At 60.7% G+C, this 26,846-nt stretch carries 31 protein-coding genes and 3 tRNA genes; 10 read left to right on the plus strand and 24 right to left on the minus strand.

All coding sequences use genetic code 11. The annotated features are described in order from the left end of the window. The 8 genes from MHY22_RS09490 to MHY22_RS09525 form a co-directional block, all read right to left on the minus strand. Window positions 1-1,468 (minus strand): MMPL family transporter (locus MHY22_RS09490; RefSeq protein WP_239279071.1); only part of this gene is annotated, 1,468 nt, incomplete at its 3' end. A gap of 229 nt (window positions 1,469-1,697) precedes the next feature. Then, window positions 1,698-2,558: an HtaA domain-containing protein gene (locus tag MHY22_RS09495; protein WP_049377319.1), complete on the minus strand. Its 861-nt coding sequence runs from the start codon at window positions 2,556-2,558 to the stop codon at window positions 1,698-1,700. 86 nt (window positions 2,559-2,644) lie between these two features. Then, entirely contained in the window at window positions 2,645-3,286 is a 642-nt protein-coding gene (locus MHY22_RS09500; RefSeq protein ID WP_049377320.1) for a heme oxygenase (biliverdin-producing), read from the minus strand. A 177-nt stretch (window positions 3,287-3,463) separates the two neighbouring features. Further along, on the minus strand, window positions 3,464-4,513 hold the full coding sequence (locus tag MHY22_RS09505) for an HtaA domain-containing protein (protein WP_049377321.1): 1,050 nt from the start codon (window positions 4,511-4,513) through the stop codon (window positions 3,464-3,466). After that, window positions 4,506-5,300 (minus strand): ABC transporter ATP-binding protein, encoded by a 795-nt coding sequence (locus tag MHY22_RS09510; RefSeq protein WP_049377322.1) that lies wholly within the window; start codon window positions 5,298-5,300, stop codon window positions 4,506-4,508. The genes MHY22_RS09505 and MHY22_RS09510 overlap by 8 nt, the downstream gene beginning before the upstream one ends. After that, window positions 5,300-6,349, minus strand: coding sequence for an iron ABC transporter permease (locus MHY22_RS09515; RefSeq protein ID WP_049377323.1), 1,050 nt, complete (start codon window positions 6,347-6,349; stop codon window positions 5,300-5,302). Before MHY22_RS09515 ends, MHY22_RS09510 begins: the two co-directional genes overlap by 1 nt. Beyond that, the gene (locus tag MHY22_RS09520) at window positions 6,330-7,376 is read right to left on the minus strand and encodes a hemin ABC transporter substrate-binding protein (protein WP_049377324.1); all 1,047 of its coding nucleotides are present in this window, start codon (window positions 7,374-7,376) and stop codon (window positions 6,330-6,332) included. Before MHY22_RS09520 ends, MHY22_RS09515 begins: the two co-directional genes overlap by 20 nt. A gap of 10 nt (window positions 7,377-7,386) precedes the next feature. Next, window positions 7,387-9,270, minus strand: a complete 1,884-nt coding sequence (locus MHY22_RS09525; protein ID WP_049377325.1) for an HtaA domain-containing protein — start codon at window positions 9,268-9,270, stop codon at window positions 7,387-7,389. A 120-nt stretch (window positions 9,271-9,390) separates the two neighbouring features. Here MHY22_RS09525 and MHY22_RS09530 point away from each other — a divergent pair, with 120 nt between their 5' ends. Beyond that, window positions 9,391-9,894: a hypothetical protein gene (locus tag MHY22_RS09530; protein WP_049377326.1), complete on the plus strand. Its 504-nt coding sequence runs from the start codon at window positions 9,391-9,393 to the stop codon at window positions 9,892-9,894. Window positions 9,895-9,933: 39 nt separating this feature from the next. Here MHY22_RS09530 and MHY22_RS09535 read toward each other — a convergent pair. The 4 genes from MHY22_RS09535 to MHY22_RS09550 form a co-directional block, all read right to left on the minus strand. Next, window positions 9,934-10,021: transfer RNA gene (locus MHY22_RS09535), tRNA-Ser, on the minus strand. An 89-nt stretch (window positions 10,022-10,110) separates the two neighbouring features. Further along, window positions 10,111-10,311, minus strand: a complete 201-nt coding sequence (locus MHY22_RS09540) for a CsbD family protein (protein WP_005323174.1) — start codon at window positions 10,309-10,311, stop codon at window positions 10,111-10,113. Between the two features lie 51 nt (window positions 10,312-10,362). Beyond that, entirely contained in the window at window positions 10,363-10,794 is a 432-nt protein-coding gene (locus MHY22_RS09545) for a nucleoside deaminase (protein WP_239279111.1), read from the minus strand. A 25-nt stretch (window positions 10,795-10,819) separates the two neighbouring features. Beyond that, complete coding sequence (locus MHY22_RS09550; RefSeq protein WP_225746105.1) at window positions 10,820-11,299, minus strand: tRNA adenosine deaminase-associated protein; 480 nt, start codon at window positions 11,297-11,299, stop codon at window positions 10,820-10,822. 39 nt (window positions 11,300-11,338) lie between these two features. Between MHY22_RS09550 and MHY22_RS09555 the strand changes: the two genes are divergently transcribed. Further along, a complete protein-coding gene (locus tag MHY22_RS09555; RefSeq protein ID WP_239279072.1) occupies window positions 11,339-12,367 on the plus strand; it encodes a prephenate dehydrogenase in 1,029 nt (342 codons plus the stop codon). Here MHY22_RS09555 and MHY22_RS09560 read toward each other — a convergent pair. The 10 genes from MHY22_RS09560 to MHY22_RS09605 all read right to left on the minus strand — a co-directional run bounded on the left by MHY22_RS09560 (window position 12,364) and on the right by MHY22_RS09605 (window position 20,795). Next, window positions 12,364-13,398 carry a trypsin-like serine protease gene (locus MHY22_RS09560; protein WP_239279073.1) on the minus strand — a complete coding sequence of 345 codons (1,035 nt, stop codon included), beginning with the start codon at window positions 13,396-13,398 and terminating at the stop codon, window positions 12,364-12,366. The two genes, MHY22_RS09555 and MHY22_RS09560, sit on opposite strands and share 4 nt — an antisense overlap. Before the next feature lie 2 nt (window positions 13,399-13,400). Next, complete coding sequence (locus MHY22_RS09565; RefSeq protein ID WP_255718247.1) at window positions 13,401-14,264, minus strand: DUF418 domain-containing protein; 864 nt, start codon at window positions 14,262-14,264, stop codon at window positions 13,401-13,403. A gap of 228 nt (window positions 14,265-14,492) precedes the next feature. Next, window positions 14,493-14,630 (minus strand): hypothetical protein, encoded by a 138-nt coding sequence (locus tag MHY22_RS09570; RefSeq protein WP_239279074.1) that lies wholly within the window; start codon window positions 14,628-14,630, stop codon window positions 14,493-14,495. Window positions 14,631-14,729: 99 nt separating this feature from the next. Then, window positions 14,730-14,802: transfer RNA gene (locus MHY22_RS09575), tRNA-Arg, on the minus strand. 119 nt (window positions 14,803-14,921) lie between these two features. Continuing rightward, complete coding sequence (locus tag MHY22_RS09580; RefSeq protein WP_239279075.1) at window positions 14,922-15,995, minus strand: GTP-binding protein; 1,074 nt, start codon at window positions 15,993-15,995, stop codon at window positions 14,922-14,924. Between the two features lie 50 nt (window positions 15,996-16,045). Further along, window positions 16,046-17,620, minus strand: coding sequence for a DASS family sodium-coupled anion symporter (locus MHY22_RS09585; RefSeq protein ID WP_239279076.1), 1,575 nt, complete (start codon window positions 17,618-17,620; stop codon window positions 16,046-16,048). 260 nt (window positions 17,621-17,880) lie between these two features. After that, window positions 17,881-19,245, minus strand: coding sequence for a magnesium transporter (gene mgtE, locus MHY22_RS09590; protein WP_239279077.1), 1,365 nt, complete (start codon window positions 19,243-19,245; stop codon window positions 17,881-17,883). A gap of 83 nt (window positions 19,246-19,328) precedes the next feature. Continuing rightward, on the minus strand, window positions 19,329-20,087 hold the full coding sequence (locus MHY22_RS09595; RefSeq protein WP_239279078.1) for an LppP/LprE family lipoprotein: 759 nt from the start codon (window positions 20,085-20,087) through the stop codon (window positions 19,329-19,331). Between the two features lie 44 nt (window positions 20,088-20,131). Beyond that, window positions 20,132-20,440, minus strand: a complete 309-nt coding sequence (locus MHY22_RS09600) for a DUF202 domain-containing protein (RefSeq protein WP_239194011.1) — start codon at window positions 20,438-20,440, stop codon at window positions 20,132-20,134. Continuing rightward, entirely contained in the window at window positions 20,433-20,795 is a 363-nt protein-coding gene (locus MHY22_RS09605) for a YidH family protein (protein WP_204610495.1), read from the minus strand. Before MHY22_RS09605 ends, MHY22_RS09600 begins: the two co-directional genes overlap by 8 nt. Window positions 20,796-21,053: 258 nt before the next feature. On the opposite strand from MHY22_RS09605, the gene MHY22_RS09610 reads away from it, so the two are divergent. Then, on the plus strand, window positions 21,054-21,437 hold the full coding sequence (locus MHY22_RS09610; protein WP_239279079.1) for an NUDIX domain-containing protein: 384 nt from the start codon (window positions 21,054-21,056) through the stop codon (window positions 21,435-21,437). Window positions 21,438-21,611: 174 nt separating this feature from the next. After that, window positions 21,612-21,746 carry a hypothetical protein gene (locus MHY22_RS11570; RefSeq protein ID WP_255718244.1) on the plus strand — a complete coding sequence of 45 codons (135 nt, stop codon included), beginning with the start codon at window positions 21,612-21,614 and terminating at the stop codon, window positions 21,744-21,746. An 82-nt stretch (window positions 21,747-21,828) separates the two neighbouring features. Here MHY22_RS11570 and MHY22_RS09615 read toward each other — a convergent pair. Next, a tRNA-Ser gene (locus MHY22_RS09615) sits at window positions 21,829-21,917 on the minus strand. A 108-nt stretch (window positions 21,918-22,025) separates the two neighbouring features. Between MHY22_RS09615 and hisC the strand changes: the two genes are divergently transcribed. Together hisC and MHY22_RS09625 are read left to right on the plus strand one after the other, a co-directional pair. After that, on the plus strand, window positions 22,026-23,078 hold the full coding sequence (gene hisC / locus MHY22_RS09620; RefSeq protein ID WP_239279080.1) for a histidinol-phosphate transaminase: 1,053 nt from the start codon (window positions 22,026-22,028) through the stop codon (window positions 23,076-23,078). After that, the gene (locus tag MHY22_RS09625) at window positions 23,079-23,471 is read left to right on the plus strand and encodes a phage holin family protein (RefSeq protein ID WP_239279081.1); all 393 of its coding nucleotides are present in this window, start codon (window positions 23,079-23,081) and stop codon (window positions 23,469-23,471) included. On the opposite strand, the gene MHY22_RS09630 is transcribed toward MHY22_RS09625, so the two are convergent. Continuing rightward, the gene (locus MHY22_RS09630; RefSeq protein ID WP_239273722.1) at window positions 23,468-23,728 is read right to left on the minus strand and encodes a MoaD/ThiS family protein; all 261 of its coding nucleotides are present in this window, start codon (window positions 23,726-23,728) and stop codon (window positions 23,468-23,470) included. The two genes, MHY22_RS09625 and MHY22_RS09630, sit on opposite strands and share 4 nt — an antisense overlap. Before the next feature lie 59 nt (window positions 23,729-23,787). On the opposite strand from MHY22_RS09630, the gene MHY22_RS09635 reads away from it, so the two are divergent. Genes MHY22_RS09635 through MHY22_RS09650 form a run of 4 tightly spaced genes read left to right on the plus strand, consistent with a single transcriptional unit; the run spans window position 23,788 to window position 26,846 of the window. After that, entirely contained in the window at window positions 23,788-24,924 is a 1,137-nt protein-coding gene (locus MHY22_RS09635) for a molybdopterin molybdotransferase MoeA (protein WP_239279082.1), read from the plus strand. Further along, window positions 24,921-25,400: a MogA/MoaB family molybdenum cofactor biosynthesis protein gene (locus MHY22_RS09640; protein ID WP_239279083.1), complete on the plus strand. Its 480-nt coding sequence runs from the start codon at window positions 24,921-24,923 to the stop codon at window positions 25,398-25,400. Before MHY22_RS09635 ends, MHY22_RS09640 begins: the two co-directional genes overlap by 4 nt. Next, the gene (locus tag MHY22_RS09645) at window positions 25,390-25,851 is read left to right on the plus strand and encodes a molybdenum cofactor biosynthesis protein MoaE (protein ID WP_239279085.1); all 462 of its coding nucleotides are present in this window, start codon (window positions 25,390-25,392) and stop codon (window positions 25,849-25,851) included. The genes MHY22_RS09640 and MHY22_RS09645 overlap by 11 nt, the downstream gene beginning before the upstream one ends. Further along, complete coding sequence (locus MHY22_RS09650) at window positions 25,848-26,846, plus strand: ThiF family adenylyltransferase (protein ID WP_239279086.1); 999 nt, start codon at window positions 25,848-25,850, stop codon at window positions 26,844-26,846. Before MHY22_RS09645 ends, MHY22_RS09650 begins: the two co-directional genes overlap by 4 nt.

Consider the following 26,846-nt stretch of genomic DNA (forward strand, 5'->3'; position numbering starts at 1 on the left):
GGGCTGGTTCGGGCTGGGATTGGGCGTCGACAAGCGGGGCGAGGGCGCCGGCATCCGCGTTGACCGTGTGGGCATCGACCACGGCGAGGAAGGGGCCGTTGACGCCGGGGCCGAAGCCCTCGGACATGATGTCGGCGGCCTTGCGCTGGGTGGTATCGGGATTGGAGGTGGTATCGGCCGGAAGGGCGAGTTCCATGTGGAGCACCGGCGCGGTCATCGCGCCCAGGGAGAGCACGACCAGCGCCATGGCCAGGCCGGGGACCTTCTGGACCAAGCGCACCCAGCGGTTGCCCATGGTGGGCCCGCGGCGGCGCTTGCCCTTGCGGGTCGGATTGCCGGCCACGCCGGGAATGCGGCCGTTGAAGGCCTTATCGCCCAGCAGACCAAGCATCGCGGGGATGAGCGTAAGCGAGACCAACACGGCGATGGCGACGGTGCCGGCGGCGGCCAAGCCCATTGCCGTCAGGAAGCCAATGCGCGCAATGAGAAGCGCAAAAAGCGCAGTAAAGACGGTCGCGCCGGCAAAGACCACGGAGGAGCCAGCCGTGCCCACCGCCATGCCTGCGGCATCTGGCCCGTCCATGCGGCGACGCTCGGCGCGGTAGCGCGACAGGATAAACAGCGCATAGTCAATGCCCACGGCAAGGCCAATCATGATGGCCAGGACCGGGGTCATATTATTGAGCTCAATCCAGTGGGTGGCAATGAACATGCCCAGCGCGCCTAGTCCCACGCCGATGACGGCGGACACCAAAGGCATACCCGAGGCCACCAGGGAGCCGAAGGTAAAGATGAGCACGATAAAGGCAACGCCGAGGCCGATGATCTCAGAGGTGGAATTGACCGCGATTTCATCGCCGAAGCCGGCACCATTGCCCTCTACCGTGAGGCCGCGGTCGCGGGCAATATTCATTGCCTCGGTAACGGTGTCTTTATCGGCCTGCTCCACGCTATAGGGCGACTCGGCGTCGAAATTAAAGGTGGTATAGGCAATGGTCTCGTCATCATTGACCATGGCGAGGTTATCCGCGTCCGCGCGGGCGGATGCTTCCGGCAATCCCATGTCCGTGAACTGATGGATCACCTGGTCCTGCAGGCGAGGCGAGACCTCAAGCGGGTTGCCAAAGCGGGTGGTATCGCCCATCTCTAGGTTGTCCTCGAGGTAGGAGATGGTGGCGTCGATGGCTTCGCGGTTGGCGGGATCAGAAAGCTTCTGGCCGTCTGGAGCCTTGAAGACCACGTTGACCGAGGGCGAGTTGGCAGGGTTGCCGCCCTCTGGGAAGAGGTCCATGGTCTTGTAGGTGGCGTCGATGGACGGGGTTCCCTTGATGGAGAACTCGCTCGTCATCGGTTTCATCAGCAAGGCGGCGGCACCGCCGACGGCGGCGAGCAGCAGCAGCCATGCCACGATGACCTTCCACTTATGGAGGAAAGACCAGCGCCCAAGACGATAAAGCAGTTTAGCCACGGGTAGATGTACCTTCGCATTCGCGTGGGGGACGGGTTGAACTTTGCCCTAGTGTAGTTGCCGTGCCCCTTATTCCCTATTACTTAGCCGCCGGGCAGCCCGTATTCACAGACGATGCCAAGGCAGCGGGCCAAGAAAGAACCGTGGCCACCCGATGCAGTCAAGGACTCGATCGGGTGGCCACGGCGGAGCGGCGTAGACAATACGGCCGCGAGAGCGCGCTCGCTGTTTAAACGTACTTCGACAAACTCAGGCCGGGAAGAACGAGGTCAGAGAAGAAGGCGCTAATTTTCTTTACCTGCTCGATAACAGCAGCAATGGTCTTGCCTAGTTTGCCGAACGAAGAACCGTGGAAAGAAGAGCCATCGGCTGCAGCGTTGTCGCCCGAAGGCTTCTTTTCTGGGGTCCCCTGGTCAGATGGTTTAGCGTTTTCGGAGGCACCGTCGAATGCCACGGTGAGATCAGAGTTGGCATCGTCAAGCGGCTGCCCCACCGGGTACTTGCCCAAGAAAATGTCGGAGCCCGTTTGGGTTAGCGAGGTGGGGGCATCAGTTGTGGCGTAGGACTTGCCGGTTTCCGGCACCAAGGGTTCAGTAAGCGTGAAGGTAGAGATTGCGGCGTCATCGCCAGACAATTCAACCGGCTTGTTCTTAAGCGGGCCCGAGGCGCCCGTAAGTTTATAATCCGCAGTGATGGTGGCGTTTTCGCCTGCTACTTCTACCTTAATATCCGAGAATGTGAGATCCAGGCCGTAGGAACCATTAGGGCCGAAGCCTGGATAGCCTTGAATCTGCACGGATCCCTGAGTACCAATAGTGCCGTTTCCCTCAGCATCCAGCGTGGTGTGGGCGGCATCGACCGGGAAGGTGAAGTCCTTTCCTACCTTCTCCGCGCCTTCGGTGGTATTGATTATGCCTTTGGCAAGCGGATTGGTGTCCACGTGGTGAATGAAGGATTCCTTGATGGGCCAATTCAATTGGCCGGATTCCACGGCGGGGACATCGGCTGGAGCCTCATCGGCAGAGGCTACGGGCGCGGTGACGGCGCCGAGTGCAACCGCTCCAACGGCAATGACGGATGTTGTTTTCATGAATTTCTCCTCTTGAGAGCAGTGGTGAAGCTTTGCCTAAAACATTAGGCGAGCCTTACCTTAATTGGAAAATTAGAAAAAGTAAATCAGTGTCGCTTATCAAGCTCGGCGAAGATTCCCGAGTTGAAAGCGAATGCGCGCTGCGCCTCCGAGAGCAATGCCTCACGCTGCTCCGCAGTCAGCATGAGACTGTCTAGGCGTTCGCGGTAGCCCTTGCGGTACGGCGGAATCTTGCCGATAGCACTGAAGTCATAAAAGTTCAGTGCATCCGGTTCGATGTCATAAAGCGTGCCGAGGCGCGCGGCAATCACCTGGCCGCCGGAGATATCACCGAGATACCGAACATAGTGGTGGGCTACCACTTCTGCCGCACTGCCGGATACCTCTTCTAGGCGGGCAACGTAGGATGCCGTGGCCGGCAGGATCCGGATCTTTTCGCGCCAGTCGCTACCGACGAGCGCCGCCAAATCCGCCTCCAGAGCGAAGCGCCGCTCAAGGCGTGGATCGGCCACCGCACCGGCGATTGGAGTATGCGCCACACTGCGGACTCCATGCTCCAGAGACTCATAAACAAACCACAGCTGGCCACTCAAATCGGCTGCGGCCTCAGCGCTCAGCTGGCCCGACATGAGCCGCTGCATAAACGCCGAACCCTCCGCGTTCTCGTGAGCCTGGGCGGTCTCCTCGCGCAATGCGACGGATAATGGTTTCTTGAGCGTCACAGTCACTGACTTCCTCCAAAGTAATGCTTACCTAATGTCTAAATATAAAAGTAAGGTTAGGCAACCCTTATCTACAAGGCTTGTGGGGAGAAATCAACCAAAAGAACTAACTCCCCACCCCCGCAAGCAGTGCTCACGGTATTGGGATGTGGCTGCCGGCACGGGGCGCTTAGCTAACCCCTATTACCTGTGGAGAAGAGCACGCACGCTCTCAAGGGCGCCCGACTTTATAAAGGCCTGCCCAAGAATGGCAAACATGCTGCCAATGGTTGCTACGCCCAAGATGTAGTTCCACACCTTGGCAAAGCTAGAACCGGAGGGAGTGTCCTTCTCAGGCTTATCAGTTCCCGGCTTCTTAGACTCCGAAGATTCAGGGCTCTTTGAGGTCTCCGGCTTCTTCGGCGATGCCAGGGTCTGCGAGCTCGCTGGTGGCTGACTCCGTGGCTTCTCTTCCTTTTCCGGCGAAGCTACCGGCGGCTCCGGAGCAGGCTCATTCTGCGGCTTTTTCTGATCCTGCGGCAATTCTTCCTTCTTCTGGCCACAACCAGAGGAAACCTTGAGGGTTAGGTGGGCATCATCAAGCTCAGGCTTGTTCTCCGAGCTATACATGCCCATGAAGAGTTGGTCTACGCCCTCGATTTTTCCATCTTTTGTTCCCTGCTGCTCCTTGTACCGCACATCGCTGGCGGAAAGGGTGAGTGTATCGCCCTCCTTGGTCCATTGCGCCGTGCCGTGGCCAAAGATCCCATCCCCGGTGCGCTTATTGGCGTCGATGTGGTCGTCCTCGGTGTATTGAAGCATATTCTTACCCTCTACGTGATAAACCTCGTAGCCGGAACCGAGATGGGCTTCATTACCGGAGGTCTTGATGAAAGGTGCCACAACCGTGGAATGTAGAGCGCCGTGGTGACCGGTGAACGTGATCGAGGAGTCTTTGCTTTCGATATTGGACGACACCACATTGCCCTCCTCATCTACCGTTACCGTAGAGGTTTCAGGATCTACCTCGAAGCCGAAAGAGAAATCCTTCCCCTTAGGATCACCGGTTTGCGTCACTGGGCCACTAGTGGACCAATCACCAGCAGCGAAACCGGTTTTGAGGTAGGAACGCCACGAGTACTTAATTCCCCAGTTCAAGGAACCGGATTCTATGGTGCAGGTTTCTTCCGCAGAAGCGTGTGGCACGGTGAGTGCGGTCGCCGCGAGAGCAGTGACCACTACTTTCTTAAACATGGAAATCCTCCAATTTGTGTGAGAAGAGTGGGTTGATGGTGGGCGTTGCACGCTGCGGATGTACCCGCAGCCCCTCGACGGATATCGGCCAGCCATACGCTTGAGACAAGGTAGGACCGGTAAAGACCTCATCTACGCGCCCTTGGGCTGCTAATCCCCCGCACGCTAGGCATACGAGATGATCGCAATATGCTGCTGCCGCATTGAGGTCATGCAGCACCACGAGGACGGCGACGCCTGCCTCGCGGGCAAGGGCTTTTACTGAGCCCAACAGTTGTTCTTGGTGCCGGATATCCAGCGCGGCCGTTGGCTCATCGAGCAAGATCACCGGGGTATTTTGGGCAAGCACCCGTGCGAAGGCCGCGCGGGCACGCTCACCGCCGGACAGCGTGCTGATGTCTCGGCCCGCTAAGTGCGCGACGCCGGCGGTATCGAGGGCGGCGTCAATAAAGTCATCGTCAAGGTCTGCGTAGGCAGTTCCTTCCCACGGGCGGCGCCCCATCGCAACGACATCGCGGACGAGGAATTCGAAGGACACCGAGACGTCCTGGAGCATCACTGCACGCGTGCACGCGAGCTCTCGCGCTGGCGCCTTGGGCGATAGCCCACCCACGGTGATTTCACCGGAATAATCGATGTCTCCGGCAACGGCGGCAAGTACGGTGGATTTGCCGGCGCCGTTCGGGCCGATAAGCCCGGTAACTTCGCCCGCTTGGGCGGTAAAGGACACTTGGTCCACGAGGGTGTGCTCCCCCACGCGAACAGTTAAGTCTTTGACGTTTATCATCAGTGCGCTCCTTTGCGCATCATGCGCCGTAGCAGGATGAAGAACGTGGGACCGCCCACCAGCGCGGTGAAAATGCCGATGGGAAGATCCGCAAAGGGAATCATCGTGCGCGCTGCCACGTCAGCGAAACCAATGAGCACAGCACCGCCAAGGGCGGAAGCCGGCAGCAGGATGCGGTTTTCTGGTCCGACGATGCTGCGCAGCAGGTGGGGAACGATAAGTCCCACAAAGCCAATGAGGCCGGCGAAGGAAACGGCCCCTGCAGTCAACACTGCCGATGCCACGATCGCCACGATGCGCAGCCGTGGCACGTTCACACCGGTATGCGCGGCGGCGCGCTCGCCGAGCGCGAGGACGTCTAACTGCTTACCCAGGCGCAAGGCCACTGCGAGGCCAACCACCACGATGGGCAGTACCGCCCACACGTGTTTCCACTGTGAGCCGTTGAGGGAGCCCATCTGCCAGAAGATGATCGCTTCGCGGTTGGCGGTCGGCGCTAGGTACACCATGAAAGAGATAATGGCGTTGCATACCGCATTGATGGCGATGCCGGTGAGAATCAGGTGCACCACAGCCACCCGTCCGTTGTGGCGCGCAAGCTGATAGATGATGAAGGTAACCAGCAGCGCGGTCAGGAAGGCCGCGGCTGGAACGGTAAAGGTACCGAAGAACTCGATATTAAAGACGATGACCACGGCCGCACCAACGCCCGCACCGGAGGTAACGCCAATAATGGAGGGTTCTGCCAAGGGGTTGGCAAATACCGCCTGCATCAGCGTGCCGGCAACGCCCAAGGCCGCGCCCACCACGAGCCCCAAGGCCAAACGCGGTAGGCGGATGCCCCACACCACACTTGCGGTCAAGGAATCCTCCCCGTGGCCAGCTGCCAAAATGCGAAAGAGATCAGACAGCGGTACATAGTATTGCCCCAGCACGACGGAGATGAGCGCCGCGACAACGGTGAGGATCCCCAGCAGTACGAATATCCAAGTCCGCTGCGTGCGTCGGCGTGCGAAGGTGTCCGGGTCCTTACTCATTGTCCGGGTCATACACAGCCTTTGCTAGCTTCACCAGCGTTTGCCCAGTCATGGGACCAAATGCCAACGACTGGCCGTCCGGGATGGTCACGATGCGCTTCTTTTGGCCGGCGGTGGTTTGAGCAACGCCGGGCCGCTCCAGCAAGCCGTCAATTCCGCCGGTGGATTCCAGGCCATTGGTCATCATGATGATCACCTCTGGATTGATGCGCGCCAGCGCCTCAGCATTAGCGGGTTCCGCATAGGAAAGGTTGTTTTCTGCAGCCACATCCACACCGCCAATGCCTTCAATCAGATCTTGCGCACCGGTACCATCACCCATGATGAAGAAGACGCCACCGTTTCCGCGAGCGTAAAGGAACGCCATGCGCATTGGATCATCGGGAACCAACTTCTTGATGGCTTCCTTTGCCTCGTCGATTTCCTTGGTGGAACGATCCGCCAGCTCGCGTGCTTCATTGGGCAGGCCGAGGGCATCGCCAAGCGTGGTGATGTCCTCACCCACCGAATCGATCGTGCGCTCAGGTTCCATCACCACGGTGGTGACACCCGCCGCGCGGATTTGATCGATGGCATCGCGCGGGCCAATGGAATGGTCTGCAATGACGAGCGTCGGCTGCAGCTCCAGCACCGCCTCCACGTTGATGTTGTGGCCACCTTCGGTCACCACCGGAAGATCGGCCAGGTTGGGCTCGGTAGAAGAAACTGTGCGGCCGACGATATTATCCGCAAGCCCCAAGCCGCTAAGGGTATTGGTATAGGTGCCATAGATATCCAAAGCCAGGATGCGGGAGGCATCGGTGACGGTAACGTCGTTACCATCGGCATCGGTAAGCTCCACCGGAAGCGCCGGCTCTGCCTTATCAGTAACCGGTTCGATATCGTCAAAATCTTTGACGTCACTGACACCTTCAAAAGATCTGGGATCCGAGAGATCAGCGGGATCCGGTAGCTGATCGGTATAGCTTCCCTGCACACCGCACGCGGTAAGACTGAAGATGCACAGGAATGGTACGAGGAAACGAAGAACAAGTTTCACGGCAATCTTTCTAAGAGTTGTTCATGACAAGCCGGCTGGTGGAGCCACCGGCGATGATCAATCCGACAATGAAGAGCAGTAGATAGGTCGTCGGGTTATCTAGGCTCCCGCCGGGAGACGTCGCGGACTTGACCTTGAATTTGTTCGATCCGTCCTCGTATCCCTGCCCCGAGTCACCGGCTAGCACTGGATCCCCGGCCCCGGCATGAGCGCCGCTTTTGGAACTAAGAGTTCCCTTTCCGTTTCCGCCTGCGCCAGATCCACCGGATCCGCCGGATCCAGAACCAGAGCTAGATCCGCCACCACCGGATACGGCGGCGCAATCAGCGCTTCCACCCAAGGTGGCGTGGAAGCTCAACGGGTCCAGCTGGGTGCCTGGTTCATAGAACTCAGCGAGTGCCTGGGAACCGGCTTCAGAAAGCGATACCGCAGCTTCACCGGACACGGCGTCCGTGCCGATGTCGAGGGATTTAAAGTTCAGGGTGCCAATAACAGTGCGTCCAAAGTCATTCTTCTTCCCTTCCATATTGGAAGAGCGCACGTCAGCAATAAGCTCGCCAGAATTGCCGTTAAAGGTGATTTCCAGGTTGGCGATGTTAAGGTCCAACTTGCCGTGGTGCCCAGTGAACTGCATGCTTCCGCCATATTGCACGGAGCCCGCGCCATCTTTTACGGCACCAGAGTTACCCGTGAATTGGAAACGCCCATTGTCATAGCCAACACCAGAGAGATCCCATCGGCCCTGGGCAATGGATCCGGTGATATAGGACTGGAAGGATTTCTTTAAACCCCACTGAGCAGTGGCTTGAGTAACACCAGTAGCCTCACAGACGGCACCGTCCCCGCCAGATCCTCCCTCGCCCGAACTACCTGAGCTCGGGGTGCCAGAGCTCGCAGATCCAGAGTGCGCAGGACCAGAAGCCGCTGTTTTGCCAGCACCTGAAGCACCGCTGCCTCCGCCCGAACCAGAGTTGCTCGGTGATGAATTTCCCGATGCAGAGTTAGTAGAAGCCGAGTTTCCTCCAGTGGAGTTCGACGTACCCGAAGTAGAACCACCCGAATTCGAGTTCGATCCACCCCGGTTATTGAAAGACTCCAACTCATCCAGGAACGCCTGGGTATTGCCCATGAACGTAGTAATCCCGTTCATCGTGTCATTGGTTTCAGACAAGATGTCCATAGCTTCCTTGTTAAAGCCCGTGAAGGAACCCGTAATGGAGGTCAATGGGCGCTTCCCACCGGAATCAGAGCCAGAACCGGATCCGGCGCACGAGCCGTCGAGCGCAATGCTGCCGGAGGACGGATCTAAGGCTTCGCCCGGCTGGTAGAAGCCGGTAAATAGCTTGGCCCCGCCGGAGGTCAGAGCGGTAGATCCAGACAAATCAACCTTCCCGGCACCATCTTCGACGGGGTTGGCCAGATTAATGGTGGCGATTACCTCATCATTGCCTTGGATCTTTTTACCGCGGCTGAGGTCTTGGCGGTTCATCTCATAGGAGACGTAGTCCACGGAAATCTGCGCTTGCTTTCCAGAGGCCTTGACCTTGAAGTCCGACATCGTCATGTCCAAGATCCCATCGTGGCCGGTAAAGCTCAGCGTTCCATTGAACGGAATCGTGACGTTTCCACCAGACGCATCGGGCTTTCCTGGGGTAAAGACGAACGCACCATCGCCCTGTTCGTCGCCTGTAAAGCCAATGCCATTGGCACCCCATCCACCGTGGGCGATATTGCCCTTGACGTAGCTGCGGAATGACTGCTTGATACCCCACTTCCATGTGCAGGATTCATCTGCGTGGGCCACTGGAGCAGATGACAAAAGTGGGGCGAATGCCGCGACGAGGAAAGCAGCGACGATGATGCCGAACGCCGACTTCCACAGTTTTCCAATCATATTGAGAACCTTGTTTCCGTGTCTAAAGACGATATAGGCTAGGCTTGCCTTAGTGCAGTAAGTTTATCCTGTCCTAGCTTCTTCCAACTGTCAATAAACCACCCCTATAAGAAGCAAAGAATGCAAAACGACTCCCGCAAAGACATCTTCACCAGCATCTATCCAGATGTGGATCCCACACAGAACTTCCCACTCACGTTCGGTGAACGCTTATCCTTAGCTCTTTCCGTCGGCGTATTTATGTTCGGCGGCGTAAGCGGCAACCTGCTCATCGCCAGTATCGGATTGGGCTTTGTGGTCGCCTGTTCCTTGACACTTGGCCATAAAACGCCACGCCGCATCCGCGCAGAGGCCCGTAGCCGATTCCCACGGGAACCGTGGGCCGAACAACCCAGCTTCCTCGTGCCCGTCGCATGGATCGTCATCGCAGCAATCGCGGCCCTGGCGTGGTGGTTTACCCCCGTGAAATACCTCACGTGGACCGCGGGCATTATTGCTGTCGTCGCGGCTATCGCAACGTGGTTCCTCCCCACCCTGCAGCACCGCCGCGCGCGGTCTGCACGCGCAAAGCAGGACGCTTTAGCTACCCCAGCGCCCCAAGGCTCCCTGGCGGAGAAAAACTAAAATAGGCCCCGACCTGCATTAACAGGTCGGGGCCTCGCGCGGTGGCGGCGGGATTTGAACCCGCGGTTGGGGGTTACCCAACAATCGCTTTCGAGGCGATCACCTTCGGCCGCTCGGACACGCCACCGCGTTCCAGATTACGGGAGTGGGCCCGAGCGACAAAATCGCTGCGCCGGCGGGGTGCCAGCGCAGCGATATGAGAAACGGGGACGAGGATTAGTCGTCCTTCAGGCCACCGATAACCTCGTTGGCCTTGTCCTTGATGCCTTCGGCAGCGTCAGACAGCTTGTCCTTAGCCTCGGAGGTGACCTGGTCGGCCTTGCCCTCGTTAGCTACGTCCTTGTTGTCGGTAGCTTCGCCGTAGGCTTCCTTTGCCTTGCCTACAAGGCCATCCTTCTTGTTTTCCAAATCGCCCATGTTCACTCCTTTGAGTAGACGGTTGTTGTATGACAACCAGTGTACGCACGTTTAGCGCAGGCCGTCGAAGAAGTTTCGGAGCAACCCAGCGCATTCGTCTTCGAGCACGCCGCCGCGGACCTGCGGGGTAAAGGGGGCGGTGGGGGCACGCAGGACATCGATAAGCGAGCCGCACGCGCCGGTCTTGGGCTCGAAGGCGCCAAAGACCACGGAAGAAACACGGGCAGCTTGCAAGGCGCCGGCGCACATGGCGCAGGGTTCTAGGGTGACGACGAGTTCGCAGCCGGAAAGCCGCCAGCCATCGCCGTGCACGCGAACGGCCTGGCGAATGGCCTCGACCTCGGCGTGGGCGGTCGGGTCCGCAAGCTCTTCGCGGCGGTTGACGCCGGTGGCAAGTTCGGTTCCGGCGGCGTCGTACAGCACCGCACCCACGGGGACGTCGCCGGCTGGCGTGCGCTTGGCGACGTCTAGGGCGCGGCGCATCCGAGCCTCAGCGCGCAGCAAGAGCTCAGGCGTTAACAATGACGTCTTCCAACTCATCGCCAAAGCCGAGCTCGCCGGCGATGCGCAGCAACATATCGGAAGGCCAGTCCTCATCATTGTCAATGATGTAGCCCACCTGGTCCTCGGATAGACCAAGGTCAGCGAAGATATCGAAATCGCCCTCGCCATAAGGATCGGCCTCTTCGGGGTCCACATCCGGGATTTCATGATCGTTGATATCCATGAAATCGGCGGCGAAGTCATCGTCCACGCCATAGGTAGCATCCGAGATGAGCATCTTCACCCCGCCCGGCACTGGGCGCACGGCAATAAAATAGGCATCCTCCACGCACAGCAGCGCGAACGCAGCACCCTCGGAACGCAGGCTGCGCACCGCATTGATGGAGGTCTGCGGATCCTCAAAGTCATCGTTGAAGCTGCGCACCAGCCATTGGCCCGCGTTGCGGGCGACGGTTACTGCGAAGGAGTAATTTTCGTTGCTCATACCTCGTGAGATTAGTCGTGTTGTGCCACAATTGTCATCGTGAGTTCTCAAGATGTTCAACGCCCTATCTGCATTATTGGCCTCGGCCTCATCGGCGGCTCTTTGCTGCGCGATCTCGCCGGATACAATCACCACGTTTTTGGATACAACCACTCCACGTCCGGCGCCCGCACTGCAGTAAAGCAGGGTTTTGACGTCACCGATGATCTTCCGGCGATTTTGACCCGCGCGGAGACGGAGAACGCGCTCATTGTCATAGCCGTGCCGATGGGCGCTGTGGGAAGCGTCCTCGATGCCATTCAGGAGCACGCGCCGAGCTGCGGTATTACGGACGTCGTTTCCGTTAAGACGGCCGTGCGCCAGCAGGTGCTGGAGCGCGGAATGGAGTCGCGCTATGTGGGCGGCCACCCGATGGCGGGCACGTCAAAGTCCGGTTGGGATAACTCGCAGAAGGATCTGTTCCGCCGCGCGGCCTGGGGCATTACCTATGACTACGCCGCCGAGTGCGAGGCGCGCGGGGAAAAGATTCCGAAGCAGTGGATTGAGACCTTCACCGAGGTCGTGCGCATGACCCAGATGGTGCACGCAGAGGCGGTGCCTATCCGCGTGGCTAATCACGATGCCGCGGTGGCGCGCATTTCCCACCTGCCACACGTCTTTGCGGAGATCCTCGCCGTGGTGGGCGATAACGGCGGAATCCTGGCGCAGTCCCTGTCTGCCGGTTCTTTCAAGGACGCTACCCGCGTGGCCGGCACTCACCCGGAGCTGGTGCAGCAGATGTGCGAGACCAATGCGCCGGCGTTGGTGGAGGCATTGGACGAGGCCTTGGACTTGCTGCACGACGCCCGCGAGAAGCTCGACTCCCCTGAGCCTTCCATCGCTGAGCTTACCGACGCCGGCTACCGCGCCCGCACCCGCATCGACGCCCGCTCCGGCGCGCGCAAGGAATCGGTCTCCCCGATCAAGATTTCTTCCCGCCCAGTGCTGCGCCTGCACCCAGGCGGCCCGAAGTGGGTGGCGCAGTTGCGCCAATCCGAGTCCCTGGGCGGACGCATCGAGATTTTCTAGCCTTTGCGGCCGCGGTTGCGCAGGCGGGGAATCCGCGCCAGCACCGCGGCGGCGATCAGGCCGACGGCTGCTATGCTCCCATAAAGCCCCGCACGATCTGCACTGGTCTGCGGGGTTTTCGGCGGTTCAGGGGTGGTCTCTGCGGTAAGGATTGCTTCCTTATCGCGGCCGCTCACCACGCCTTCTACCCAGTCCTTGGTGCCGGCCAGCGTGGTGATTGCCGCGCTTGGCGAGGGCAAGTCCGGATCCCCATTCGCCGTTCCCGCGGTGGCCAAACCGGCAAGCTTTCCGTCGACGAAGAAAGGCCCGCCGGAGTCGCCGCCCTGCATGCCTGCGCGGCCGGTGGAGTGCACATCGAGGATCGCGCTTTCAATCAGCGGCATCGCTTCGCCGGCCGGTACGCTTTCTGTCCCCTCTGGTGCGCTGAGCCCCGGCATGGCCTCGGCCGCGGGAATGCTTTCTCCGCCAGCGGCATCCTCGGCGGCAACCTCGGCGCCAACCTCGGAGGCGTCTGCGGCACCTGGTTCGGTGGAGCTAGCGGGGCCAGCAGGGCCGGCGCCGAGGAGCTCGGCCACTTCCATCTCCGCCTGCGGCAGCTGCCCGCGGCGCGCCATAGATGAACTGCTGCTCCAGCCGTAAAGCGTGCCGCGCTGACCGGGTTCTGGCACGTGAGTGGAAATCTCGGCCGGGGTGGTGTCGGTGACGGGGGTGGTGAGGTGGAGAAGGGCGGCGTCGGAAAGCGGGGATAGCGCCCACGAATCGGCGTCGTAGGTGGTGCCATTGATGCGGGCCTGCGTGCCCTCATTGTTGACGGACTCGAGGCAATGGCGCGCGGTAAGCACCCACTGGGCGGCTACGAGGGTGCCGGTGCAATCGCCGAAGCTGCCCACGCGCCCGATTTTCAACTGCGCCACGGTGCGAGACTCCGCCGAATCTTGGGCCGGCTCGCCGTGCTCGAGGGCGCTGGCAGGGGCGGCGGTTAATGCCACGATGCCGGCGGTAAGCAGGGCGGGGAAGATTTTGTGCTGCATGATTAGTCCTTCTTTCCGGCAGGAACGGCGATGGCGATGATCTTAGCGACGGCCCATTCGGCCGGCCCCTTCCCTATCAGGCGGCGCCATAGGCTCGCGAGGACGAGGAAGAGGGCGATAAACGCGCAGGCCCACCCGGTGTTGTGGAGGGAGACGTGACTTTGCCAGTAGTAAGCGGTGAGCACATGCAGGATGTAGATGCTCAGCGACATCGCCCCCAGCGCAGCAAAGGGATACGCCAGCTTAGGCACCGCCCGACCGATAAGCAGGCATAGGTGCAGGACGATGGCGGCTACGGCGATGGACAGAACAATCTCTCCTAGCACGCCGGTGTGGCCGGTAAAGCGCAGCCAGCCAGGCATATCCGGGGTAAAGCGGAAGTAAAAGCCGGCTGCCGCAACGGCCGCGGCGATGGCAGTGGACACCCACTGGGCAGCGGCACGGGCGCTGCGGATATAGATCTCATAGAGCAGCATGCCAGCAAGGAAATAGGCACAATAGGCCAGCAGCGGATAGACCTGCGGAAGGGTCAGCGGCGCATATTTTATGGTCGCGGCGGCGGTAGCAGCGGCGAGAAGCAGGAGCTTCCACCACCAGCGCAGCGGCGGGACCCAGGACACCAGGATCATCGTGATGCCGATGACCACGAGGACGATTTGAATCTCACCGCCCACGGGCAGCAGGGCGAGGCCGATAAGTGTGATTATGCAGCCGCGGGCGATGATGCGCAGGAACGTGGTCGCCGTGAAATCGCGGGAAATAAGCATCAACGTGACGCCGGCCAGAACGGCGAATAGTGCGGCGGGCAGGCCATTTAAAGTGACCTTGGTATGCCACACCAAGGAGGCCATATGCAGAACTATCATGCCGATAATCGCAAGTGAGCGGGCTATATCGAGCCCTACAATGCGCGAGGGTGCTAACACTTAGCGTTCTCCTTCAAGACGGAGGGGAACGCGTCGCGGCGCTCCCCTTGTTAATAAAGACTTTCTTTTTCTACTAAGCCTGTCTGGAAGGTTGCTGCGAATATTTTATACGTGTCCTGCATTTTATAAGTGGATTGCGTGAGACTTGTGCGAACCTAGTCGGCGGACCTAGTCGCGGAAGGAACTATCGCGGCGCTTGCGCGAACGGGAAGGATCGGCGGCCAGCTTTAGAAGCGGGGCTGCGGCGATGCCGATGGCCAAGCCGGCCACAAAGAGCCAGAACATGCCAGAGCCCAGCCACAGCATGAGGCCGAGGATGGCGCCGGCGAGGAGGTCTTCATAGAGCGGAACTTAGGTGAGGCGGGCTAAGATACAAGAAAAGCCGCCCGAAGGCGGCTGATTTTGTGCGCCCGGAGGGATTCGAACCCCCAACCTTCTGATCCGTAGTCAGATGCTCTATCCGTTGAGCTACGGGCGCAGACCGTTGGTAAGCAGTGCGTGCGCTCTGCTGTGCAACGAGAATTTACTATACCCACGGTCCGGAAAACTAACAAATCGCCTGTTCACCCGGCGTTCACCTGATGGAAATGGAGACAATTAGGGAGCGATGAGAGCGGCAACTTCGGCGTCGGAAAGCAGAGCGCCCCGGAGCGCCCTGAGGGTGGACTGGTGATCGAGGTCGATACCGATAAGGACAATTTCGGTACCGGGCGTCACGTCATTTGCAGCCCAGAGCGAAGCTGGCACGATTTGAAGGTTAGGCCCAGCCTGCTGCCAAGCGTGGGCGAGTTGAAGATCGGTATCGAGCCAGCAATACCCCTTAGAGCGCACCAGGCCGGTACTGGCACGAAGGGCGGCGAGCAGACGGTCGCGGTTAAAGGGGCGGTCGGCGCGGAAAACGACGGAGGAAATGCCATATTCCTCGGTTTCAGGCGTGTGCGGCTTAGCCAGCTCCTCGGCGTAGCCATGGTAAGCCGCGGCAGTGGCGGCGTCGTACAGGTGGGCATCGAGGACCAGCCGTGGGGCAATGGCACCATCGGTGACCATTACGACTCGAGCACGGGGGTTCATAGCACGAACGGTTGCGATGACGCGTTCGGTTTCGGCAGCATCAACCAGATCGGTCTTGGTAACAAGGATGAGGTCAGCAAACTCGACTTGGTCCACGAGTAGGTCTGCCACGGTACGATCATCGCTGGGTGTGGCCTCAATATTCTCAGACGCGAGGCTCTTGCCTCGACGCAGGTAATCAAGAAAGGTGGAAGCATCCACGAGAGAGACCATGGTGTCGATAGGGGCGACGTCGGCAAGCGTGGTGCCGTCCGCAAACTCCCATTCAAAAGTGGCGGCCACGGGCATAGGCTCGGAAATGCCAGTGGACTCGATGACGATCTGATCGAAGCGGCCGGAGCGGGCCAGCTTACCTACGGATTCGATGAGATCCTCGCGCAGGGTGCAACAGATACAGCCATTGGATAGCTCAACAAAACGGTCTTCGCCGCGCTCGAGGTGCCCCTCGCCAGCAACGAGGGCGGCATCGATATTGACCTCGGAGAAGTCGTTGACGATGACGGCAAGCTTGCGCCCTTCGCGGTTGGCAAGCAGGTGGTTCAAGAGCGTGGTTTTTCCGCTGCCCAAAAATCCGGACAGTACAGTAACGGGTGTAGCCATTCCCTAATGGTAACGTTTTTCATTAGGGAATGGCTACGAAGCTCCTAACCTTAAATGGACAGGCCGAAGATTGGCACTGCCAGCAAGTACACCGTCAGGGTGATGAGGAAGATGCCGATGATGTTGAGGCCGAGGCCACCCTTGATCATCTCGCCGATCTTGACGTAGCCAGAGCCATAGGCAATGGCGTTCGGCGGGGTGGCAACTGGGAGCATGAATGCACAGGTTGCCGCCAGGGCCACTGGGATGGTGAGGAGAAGGACGTTGATATCGCCATCGGCAGTAAGCCCCACGCCCACGGCGACGCCGCCCATAATCGGAATGAACGTGGCTGCCGTCGCGGTATTGGAGGTGATCTCCGTCAGGAAGAGCACCAGCGCAGCCACGGCAGAGACGATGAGGACAACCGGCAGGACGCTAAGCCCCTTGGCCATCTCACCAATCCACAGGGACAGGCCGGAGGAGTTAAAGACCGAGGACAGCGACAAGCCGCCGCCGAAGAGCAGGAGGACGTCCCACGGCATTTCATTGGCCGTCTTCCAGTCCAGCAAGCGGATACGGCGCTGGTTGTCCGCGGGCAGGATAAAGAGCAAGATGCCGGCGGCGATGCCCACGATGGCATCGTCATAGTTCTCAAATTCCTTGAGGACCAGCGGCAGGGTAACCCAGGCTGCGGCAGCGAGGACGAAGATGATGCCCGTCATGATCTGGGGGCGGGTCCAGGGGCCGAGTGCCTTAATTTCGTCATTAATGAGCTCGCGCCCGCCTGGAATATCCTTCATCTCCGGCTTGAAAATGGTGATGAGCAGCGCCCAGGCAATCAGCAAGAAGATTGCTGCAAGCGGCACACCAACCGCCATCCACCGGCCGAAGCCGAGGGTAACGCCCCAGGTATCGGCCATATATGCATTGAGGAAGGCATTCGGCGGGGTGCCGATGAGCGTACCCAGCGAACCGATGGAAGCGGAGTAGGCAATACCCAGCATCAGCGCCGTGGCAAACTTCTTTTGCTTCTCCCAGCCGCCTACGGTTTCCGCGGTAAGCGCGAGCACCGAGGTACCGATCGGCAGCATCACCACGGCCGTGGCGGTATTAGATACCCACATGGACAAAAAGCCGGTGGCCAGCATGAATCCCAAGATCAGGCGCTTGGGCGAGGTGCCGATAATCTTCACCACGTACAGCGCTAGGCGGCGGTGCAGGTTCCAGCGCTGCAGGGCAAGCGCGATCAGGAAGCCACCCATGAACAAGAAAATGGTCGCGGACGCGTATGGGGCGCCTACTTCCTTAATCGTGCCCACACCGGCGAGCGGGAAGATGACCAGCGGCAGCAGCGCGGTGGCGGCGAGCGGAATGGCCTCGGTCATCCACCACACACCCATCAAGATGGTTACTGCGGCGACGGTGCGGATGGCACTGAGCGTGTACTCGGCTTCCGGATCTGCACCCGCGGAGCCCTGTACGGTCTCGATCGCATTCGAGGGAAAGATAAAGAAGACCAGTACGGCCAAACCCAAGCCGATGAAAAGGCCGATGAACTGGCGGCGCCACTCGCTGCGCGGCGCCCCGGGGGCCTCGTCACCTTCGGTGTGGGCGGTAGATTCGTGAGTATGCGGGGTGGTCATACCGCGCGCTCCTTCACATAGAGGGGATTGTGCTGTGGGTTATGCTCCGTATTTCCCAGTTTATTAGCTAGGCCGAGGCAGCAGACCGAAAGTTATCCAGTTCACTGCGAAGCATGCACTGACCATACAAAACATGTGACGCAGAAACCATATCCCGCCACACGCAAGCACCCCCGCACCCCCATAGAGCACACATCGCACCTGCCCGAAACCGGAAATGTCCCCACCACTTCCCCACCCCCGAACCGCAGGGAGGCGTGCTAGATGCCCAGCACGGTTTTGGCAATCAGGAAGTAGATAATCAGGCCCGTGGCATCGCAGAAGGTAGAGATGAAGGGGTTGGAAAAGACCGCCGGATCGGCGCCGATGGTCTTAGCCACGATGGGCATAAGCCCGCCGACGGTCGCGGAAATGGAACAGATCAAAAACAGCGTCGAGCCGATGACGAGGCCGATGCTTAGGCCATAGACCAGGGTGGCCAGCGCCAGGCCAGCTAGTCCCAGCACGGCGCCGAGTAGCATGCCGACGCGCAGCTCGCGCCACATGACGGCGAGGAGATCGCGCGTGCGGACGTCGCCCAGCGCCAAGGCACGCGTCACCGTGGTAGCCGCCTGGTTGCCGGTATTTCCACCGGTACCGGTCAGCAGCGGAATAAAGAGCGACAGGACCACGGCCTTGGCCAGTGTGTCTTCAAAGGAATCCAGCACCTGCACCGTCAGCAGTGCAGAGACGGCCAGCACGAGCAGCCACACGATGCGCGAGCGCACCAGCTTAAGCAGCGGCGTCGACAGGTACGGCTGCTGGAGGGCCTCGGTACCGCCGGCGCGAGCAGAGTCCTCGCTATCTTCTTCCTCCACGATATCGGTGGCATCGTCCCACGTCAGCAGGCCGACGAGGCGGTGCGACTCATCCACAATGGGCAACGCAAGGATATCCAATGGCAGGAACCACCGCGCGGTTTCCTCGGCATCAGCACCGGCACGAGCAAAGATGGGATCGTGCATAATATCGGCCATGGTCAAAGCGGCATCGGCGGTAAAGATTTCACGCAGGCTCACCACGCCCACTAGGCGCCGATCTTCGCGCGTGATGGGCACGGTATAGATGGTTTCTAGCTCATTCGCCGTCTCCCGCAGTTTGAATAGCGCGTCCTTAACGCTCATCTCTGGGTGGATGACGGGCACCTCGGGCGACATACGGCGGCCCACCGAGCCCTTGGCATAGCCCAGCACCACGCCCGTGACATCGCGCTTGGATTGGGTCAGCGAGCGCAGCAGGCGGTCCGCAATTTCCGCGGGCAGCTCGTCCAACAAGGCCACGCGGTCTTCCGGATCGAGCTCATCAAAGAACTCATAGACATCGGAATTGCCCAGCTCATCGATGATATCCGCCTGGTGCTTGGCATCGAGGGCATCAAAGACGGCGATCGATTTTTGGCGCGGCAGCAGGCGCAGGGCCAGCGCCGCGCGGATGGCATTTTGCCGCTCGACGACGGCGATGAGATCCTGCAGCGGCACCCTACCCAAAAGTTCTTGCAGGCGCGGGGCCTTTTGTGGATCGATGGCGTCTTCTTGTTTCAGCCACGCTTCGACGATATCGCTAGCCTGCTCGGTGGTCTCCGCCATCGCCCTGCCTTTCTCTCTGGGATTAAGCTCCCTGAGTATTAATTACAGCCCATTTAGACTACGCCATGCTGCAGGGAATGCCGCTAGCCGGCAACCTGCCGGTGACCGGTTACCGCAAGGTGCGGCGTATCCCCGTCCAGCGTGAGGTTTCCGGTGAATTCTTGAGTAGCGCAGCAAGCCGGGTCATCGTCAGCATAGGCACGCCAGGTAACGGTGACCGTGTCTTTGGTCCACTGCAGCTGCTGGATATGCCCGCGCGCGGGTGGCATTCCCTCGCGTTCCCAATCATCCACCTTGGTGATGTAATTCAGGTCGTTGTCATAGATGAGCAGGTTATCCGGCCATCCCGTACCGCCCTTATTACAGACGTAGGTAATAACGGCTTCGTCCCTGCCATCACCGTTGATATCCGCGTAGGCGCCCATTGGCGTATCGTCCTGATTCAACTTCAGACCGGCCATCGCATGGGGGTAGCCAGCCTTCAGGCTTTCCGGCAAATTGCCGCCTTCTAGGTTGCCAGCTTGGTTCTCACATAGTGCCGGCACCCACAAACTGTCTAAGGCTTCTACCGGGATGATTTTGTTTTCCCCGCCAGCCTCGGTGTCTTTGCCTTTGCCGGCATCGGCTACGGTTTCTGTGTCATCTGCGGAACCATCAGCGGAGTCTTCCTCGGCTTCGGTCGCGGTATCGGATGCGACCGCCGCAGAGGAGCTCGGGGCAGTGCCGGTGAAATTCGGCTTATCCGCGGGCTCGGCGGGCTCAGGGGAATTGGAACAGCCGTTCAAGGCGGCAACGGCGGTCGCCGCGAGGACGACAAGAGGGAGAGATAGGGATTTAGGCATAGGCATAATATACAGCGCCACGGCTCCCCGAGCCGGGTGAAAACCTAGAAGAAAAGCCCCCACAGCGCGAAGGCGGCCAGCAGGGACACGAGCCCCGCGGTGCTCGCAAGGATGACCGCGTGGGGAAGGGAGCGGTGGGTGGATAAGGCGGCGTCGACAAGCGCGGCACGCTGCCACACCGCCAAGGCCAACGCCACAACACCGGCGGCTAGGAAGACTAGTGGCAAGAAGACGTGCACGCTTACCGCCCGCATTACCCCCAGCACCACCAAGGACAACGCCAAAAGGGTGCGCTGCCACGATAGCCGGGTGCGTTCGGGCTGCAGGCCGGGATCAAATAGTGGGCTAGCCAAGAAACTCGCCCACTACTAGCGCGCCCGCTACCACCATAATCGCCACGACGAGCACTGGGATGGCAAAGCTAAAGGGCAAGGGGCGTTCCTCGCGCATCGCACGTTCGGACTGCTTCCAGTGCACCCACGCGACGAGCGGCAGAATAATGGCGACGACCAGCATGAATACCGACACCGCAGAGCGCAATTCGGCCGGCAGGGGAACGTCAAAGGCCTCCAGCGCCACACCGCCAGCAATCAACGCCAAGGAGGTGCGGATCCATGCCAAGAACGTGCGCTCATTAGCGAGCGTGAAACGCGGATCAGGGTCGGTGCCAACCGCAAACACCGAGCGGGGAAACCTCGAGTCACTCATGGGTACCACTTTATATTCATTCGCCATCCGCGTCGTGATAAGCCCGCGGTGATAAGCCCGCGCGACGTTTAGGCCTTCCCGTAGTCTCAAAGGCGCAGGCCAGCCTCTGAGTAATGGAGCATTCACACCCTATGTACCCGCCTGAATCGATGAGGTCAGATGGCGCCGCTATAGCAAAACCCCGACGGTCTGCGTGTGGGCGCGAATGGGTACCAGGCTTTCTGAATTAACCCGCTGGAGCGAGTTATAGTCGGGCACATGATTGAAGTTGCCGCCGTAGTTTTCCGTAATTCCTTTGGCCATGTCCTCACTGTGCGCAAGGAGTCTTCCACCAAGTTCCAGCTGCCCGGCGGCAAGCTGGAGGTCGGCGAAACCCCAGTACAGGCCGCGGCCCGCGAGGTCGCAGAGGAAATCGGCGTTAATGTCCGCCTCCCTGAGCTATCCCTACTCGGGACCTTCGATGCCCCGGCCGCCAACGAACCCGGCGAAACCGTGCGCGGACAGATCTTTACCTATCCGCGCCCCGTCCTTGCCCGCGCTGCCGCAGAAATTGCCGAAATCGCGTGGGTCGACCCCACCAACCCGGATCGCGAGCTCGCCCACCTCTTGCGTGACAAGGTCTTTCCCGCCCTACGCTCCTAAACCCCCGACCGGCTCCAAGGCGCTTTCTCGCTTCCTATTGCGCCTTCTAGGAGGACAACTTAGAGTTATTTTCATCAGGAATGATTGATGAAAGGACGTCCCGCCATGCCGCACCCATCCACACCTGGTCCTATCACAACGATTTGTTTCCTCGTCCTCGGAGTTATTAGCTCTGTGATCGCCATCTTCCTGGTGCCCGCCCTCTTCCACGAGGTCACTTCTTTGCGTGCTGCGGCATTTACCGGAAGCTTCATCTTCGGCATCGGTATGCTCGTGCTCTTCCGCCGCTGCGCCGCGTACCAGCGCTAATAGCAGAATTTTAGCCCTTAAGCCGAGCTTTGCGGCACCACCTAAAATAAGAAAATCCCGAGCTCGCACGCTCGGGATTAGATGGCGGAGATGAGAGGATTCGAACCTCCGGACCCCAGAAGGGTCAACTCCTTAGCAGGGAGCCCCATTCGGCCGCTCTGGCACATCTCCACGGTTCGCAAGGAACCTCGTTTGAGAATACCTGCCTGCCCCGCCGCTGCCAAACTAGCCCCCTGCTTTCGTGTCCGCAGCAAAGCCGCAGGCCCTAAAGTGGAAGGCATGATTCGCCCTGACCTGAAAGCCATCCCCGCCTACGTCGCCGGTGCGCGCAACGATGACGCGCTCAAGCTCTCCTCTAATGAGGCGGCGCATCCGCCGCTGCCGGAGGCGGCCGCGGCCATGGCGGAGGCCGTGACGAAGGCCAACCGTTACCCGGATATTGCGGCCACCGCGCTGCGCGAGGACCTCGCCGCGCACCTGGGTGTGGAATATGGACAGGTTGCGGTGGGCACCGGATCGTCCGCGCTGTGCCAACAGTTGGTGGAAATTGCCGCTACCCCTGGTGAAGAGGTCCTCTTCCCCTGGCGCTCCTTCGAGGCCTACCCCATCTTCGCCCAGGTAGTCGGCGCCCACCCCATCCCGGTTCCGCTAGGTGCAGACCAGCGCGTGGATCTGCCGGCCATGGCGCACAAGATTACGGACAAGACTCGGCTCATCTTCGTGTGCAACCCCAATAACCCGTCCGGCACCACGGTGACCAAGGACGAGTTCGCCGCCTTCATGGATGCCGTGCCTGCCGACGTCCTCGTCGCCCTCGACGAGGCCTATATCGAATACAACCGTGCCACCAACATTCCGTTGGGTACGGAGCTGGTGGGCACTTATCCCAACCTGGTATGCCTGCGCACCTTCTCAAAGGCTTATGGCCTGGCCGGGGTGCGCATCGGTTATGCCTTTGGCCCGGAAAATATTATTGAGGCCCTCAATAAGGTGGCCATCCCCTTCTCCGCCAGCGCCGTAGCCCAGGTTGGTGCGCGCGCGGCATTGGCGGCGCAGGATTCGCTGCGGGAGCGCACCGATGAGGTCGTCGGCCAGCGCGAGCGCCTAGAAGAAGCCTTGCAGGACTGGGGAGTGCCACATTCCGAGGCAAACCATGTCTGGCTGCCGGCCGCGAATCTGGCCCGCCTTGGTACCCCGCAGGAGGTAGCCGCTCGCCTGGCCGAACGCGGCGTGCTCGTGCGCGCGTTTAGCGAAGGCATACGCATTACCGTAACCACCGAGGAAGAAACCGACACCCTGCTGCAGGCGTGGAACGCAATCATAGGAGGCTAAATGCGATCACTTATTAACTTTGCCCTGAACGTCTTTGCCATCGCGGTGGCGCTGTGGGCGGTGGTCACCGTCATTCCCGGCATCACTATCACCCCGGCCGAGACCGGCAATTTCATCGCCATTGCCATCGTCTTCATCATTATTAATGCTGTAGTCATGCCGGTACTGCGCGTCCTCGGCGCGCCGCTGACCTGTCTGACGCTCGGGCTTTTCTCCCTCGTCATCAACGGCGCCGCGCTCATCATCGTGGAGTGGGCGCTCAATTCCCTGGACCTGGGAATCGGCCACCTCGTCATCGACTCTTGGGGCGCCGCGATTATCGGCGCCATCGTGCTCTCCATCGTCAGCAGCGTCATCAATTTCTTTACCAGTCCGCTGCGCCAGCGCGATTAGCCGCCCGCAAAAGGCGGCAGCACGTCCACGCGGGTCACGCCAACCAGTGGGGAATCCATGGCGGTGTTCCCGGCGCCGTCGATAAGAAAGCTACAGCGCCCCAAGACCTCTTTCAGGCTCATGCCGGCCTCGGTGGTGCCGGCATGTTCCTTGCCCAGCTGCGCCACCAGATCACCCAAGGTGGCGGGGGCTTCTACCTGCTCAGAAGCCACGCCCGCAGCGGCGCGGGCGGCGGCGAAATAGTGAACGGTCAACATGCCCTCTACTATGCCCCGCACGCCCATGCCATGTCGAGACCGCGGGTAAACTAGCCGCCATGCGCACACCCGAGACTCACGCGCGCGAGGTCGCCGCGGCCCTGCCCGCACGCCAAGCCACCACCGTGCCCCTCACCCAGGCGCAGGATATGGTTCTGGCTGCGGATATCCACGCCGGTTTCCCCTCCCCTCGCTTTGATAACTCCCAGATGGATGGCTACGCCCTCCCGCAGTGTGCGGCCGGGACCTACCCGGTGGGCCCCACCATCGCGGCCGGCACTGAGCCCGCCCAGGTACTCGACAGCCCGCTTTCCAGCGCCTGCCCCATCATGACTGGCGCCAAGGTACCGGAAGGAACTGCAGCCATCGTGCCCATCGAGCGCTGCGAACCACAAGAATTCCTCGCTCCGGGTGACCGCATTACCGTGCCAGAGACCTCGCCAGGCCAATTCATCCGCCGCACCAGCTCCGACCTGGAAGAAGGCGCCCTCCTCGCCGCCCGCGGCGACAAGCTCACGCCGGTGCGCTTGGCCGCCCTCGCTTCCCAAGGAATCGACGCGGTAGAGGTCTACCGCCCCGCCCGCATCCTTATCTGCACCGGCGGCGCGGAAATCGGCCACGGCAGCGCCGCCATTCCGGATGCCAATGCGCCACTTTTAACGGCAATGGCCGGCCGCGCCGGCATCGACGTCGCGGGCTATATCACTACCGACGATGACCCCAAGGCCCTAGAGCGCGCTTTCACAGAAGCCATCGCGCAGCACCACCCGGATGCCATCATTACCTCAGGCGGAATCTCCGCGGGGAAATTTGAAGTAGTCCGCCAGGTACTCGAAGGCTGGTTCGGCCATGTGGACCAGCAGCCCGGCGGCCCGCAGGGCATCGCCACTTTTCACGACACCCCAGTGATCTGCTTGCCTGGAAACCCCATTTCCACGTTGGTGAGTTTCCGCCTCTTTGTCGCCCCTGCGCTCGGTTGGGCGCCGGAGCCTTTCCACGTCCCCCTTGCCGCGGGTATTGACGGCCTCCCGCACAAGGAGCAATTTCGCCGCGGGCGCGTCGATTCCCGCGCCCATATCCTCGGTGGTGCCAGCTCCCACCTTCTCGCCCAAGCGGCAGACGCCACCCATCTCATCCGCATCCCTGCCGGTCAACGCCTAGAAAAAGGCCAGGAAGTGGAGGTTTACCCACTATGAGCCCACAGCGCACCGCCATCGTCATTGTCGCCTCTACTCGCGCCGCCGCGGGCATCTACGACGATCGCTCCGGTCCCATCGCGGTGGAGTTCTTGCGCCGCAAGGGCTTTGACTGCCCCGACGCGCGCATCGTCCCCGATGCCGAGATCGCCGCCGCCGTTGCCGCCGCCTTCGCGGAAAAGCCCGCGGTCATCCTGACTTCTGGCGGCACTGGGCTGACGCACGATGACCGCACGGTCGAGGCCGTCGCCCCACATATCACCCGCGAGCTGCCCGGCATCGCGGTCGCCTTCTGGCAGAAGGGATTGGAAAGCGTGCCCACCGCGGTGGCCTCTCGCGCCATTGCCGGCGTCAATGACTCCACCTTTGCCATGACGCTTCCCGGTTCTACCGGCGGGGTAAAAGATGGCTGCGCGGTTTTGGAAGAATTAATCGTTCCGATCGTCGATATGTTAGAAGGAAAACATGAGCACTGATCCCTCCTATGTGGCCGAGCAAACCGGCTGCACCATTGGCACGCTGCTGAGCGATCAACGCCTTGAATCCCTCCTTGGCGCTGCCAAGGAAGAGGCCGCCACGGCCGCCATGGGTGCTGTCGTCACCTTTGAGGGCATCGTCCGCGATCACGATGGCGGACGGCCAGATGTCACCCTTCTTTCCTATAGCGCCCACCCATCTGCGCCAGAGAAGCTGCAAGACGTCACCGATTCCGTCGCAGCCAACCACCCAGTGCGCCTGTGGGCCGCCCACCGCACGGGGGTTCTCAAGGTTGGCGACCTCGCCTTTGCGGTAGTAGCGGCCGCCGCGCACCGTGGCGATGCCTTCCGGGCCGCCGAGGAATGCGCCGATCGCGTCAAGGCGGAAGTCCCCATCTGGAAGGAGCAGAGCCACGGCGATGGTTCCACCAATTGGGTGGGCCTGGAATGAGTATCCGCTATGCCCGCCAGGAAGCGCTCTGGGGCGGGGAGGGCCAGCGCAAGCTCAGCGACGCCCACGTAGCGGTCATTGGCGCCGGCGGCCTGGGCTCCCCGGCCCTGCTTTACCTCGCCGGCGCGGGGGTGGGCCGCATTTCGCTTTTCGACGACGACGTGGTCTCCCCCTCCAACCTGCACCGCCAAGTCATCCACACCACCGCCACCATCGGTACACCGAAGACGGATTCCGCCGCGACCGCCGTGCGCGCGCTCAATCCAGAGGTGGACATCACCTGCCACGGCCGCCTCGAATCAGCGACAGCGCTCGAGCAGCTACACGGCTGCGATCTCATCCTCGACGGCACCGATAACTTCGACGCCCGCTACCTCAGCTCCTGGGCTGCCCACGAGCTCGGCATCCCGCACGTATGGGCCTCCATCCTCGGCTTCGACGCACAGCTCAGCGTGTTCTGGTCCGGCCACGGCCCCGTCTACGAGGATGTCTTCCCCACCGCTCCCGCACCCGGCGAGGTTCCTTCCTGCTCCCAGGCCGGAGTTCTAGGACCAGTGGTCGGCATTGTCGGCTCAGCCATGGCGCTCGAAGCGCTCAAACTCATCACCGGCGTAGGCACCCCACTCATCGGCACGCTCGGCTACTTCGACGCCCTTTCCGGTACCTGGGAATATATCCCGCTTCAGTCCACCGGCGCACAACCTACTCAGCCTGCCGACGCCCCCGAGGTCCGCGAGGTTCCCCTACACGCCCCGCTTATCGACGTCCGCACCTCCCCCGAGCGCGCCCAATCCGCTATCCCCAATTCCACTCACTTTGAGCTCGACCGCATCCTCGCCGGCGAAGATCCCGACATCGAACCAGATGCTGCGGCCGTAATCTACTGCGCCAGTGGCATCCGCTCCGCCCAAGCCGTCGATATCCTCCGCAAACGCGGCTTCCCCCACGTCGTCTCCTTGCGCGGCGGCATCAATTCCTGGCTCGAGCAGCAGTAA

The organism is Corynebacterium sp. ACRPO, from assembly GCF_022347205.1.
Classification (GTDB): Bacteria; Actinomycetota; Actinomycetes; order Mycobacteriales; family Mycobacteriaceae; genus Corynebacterium.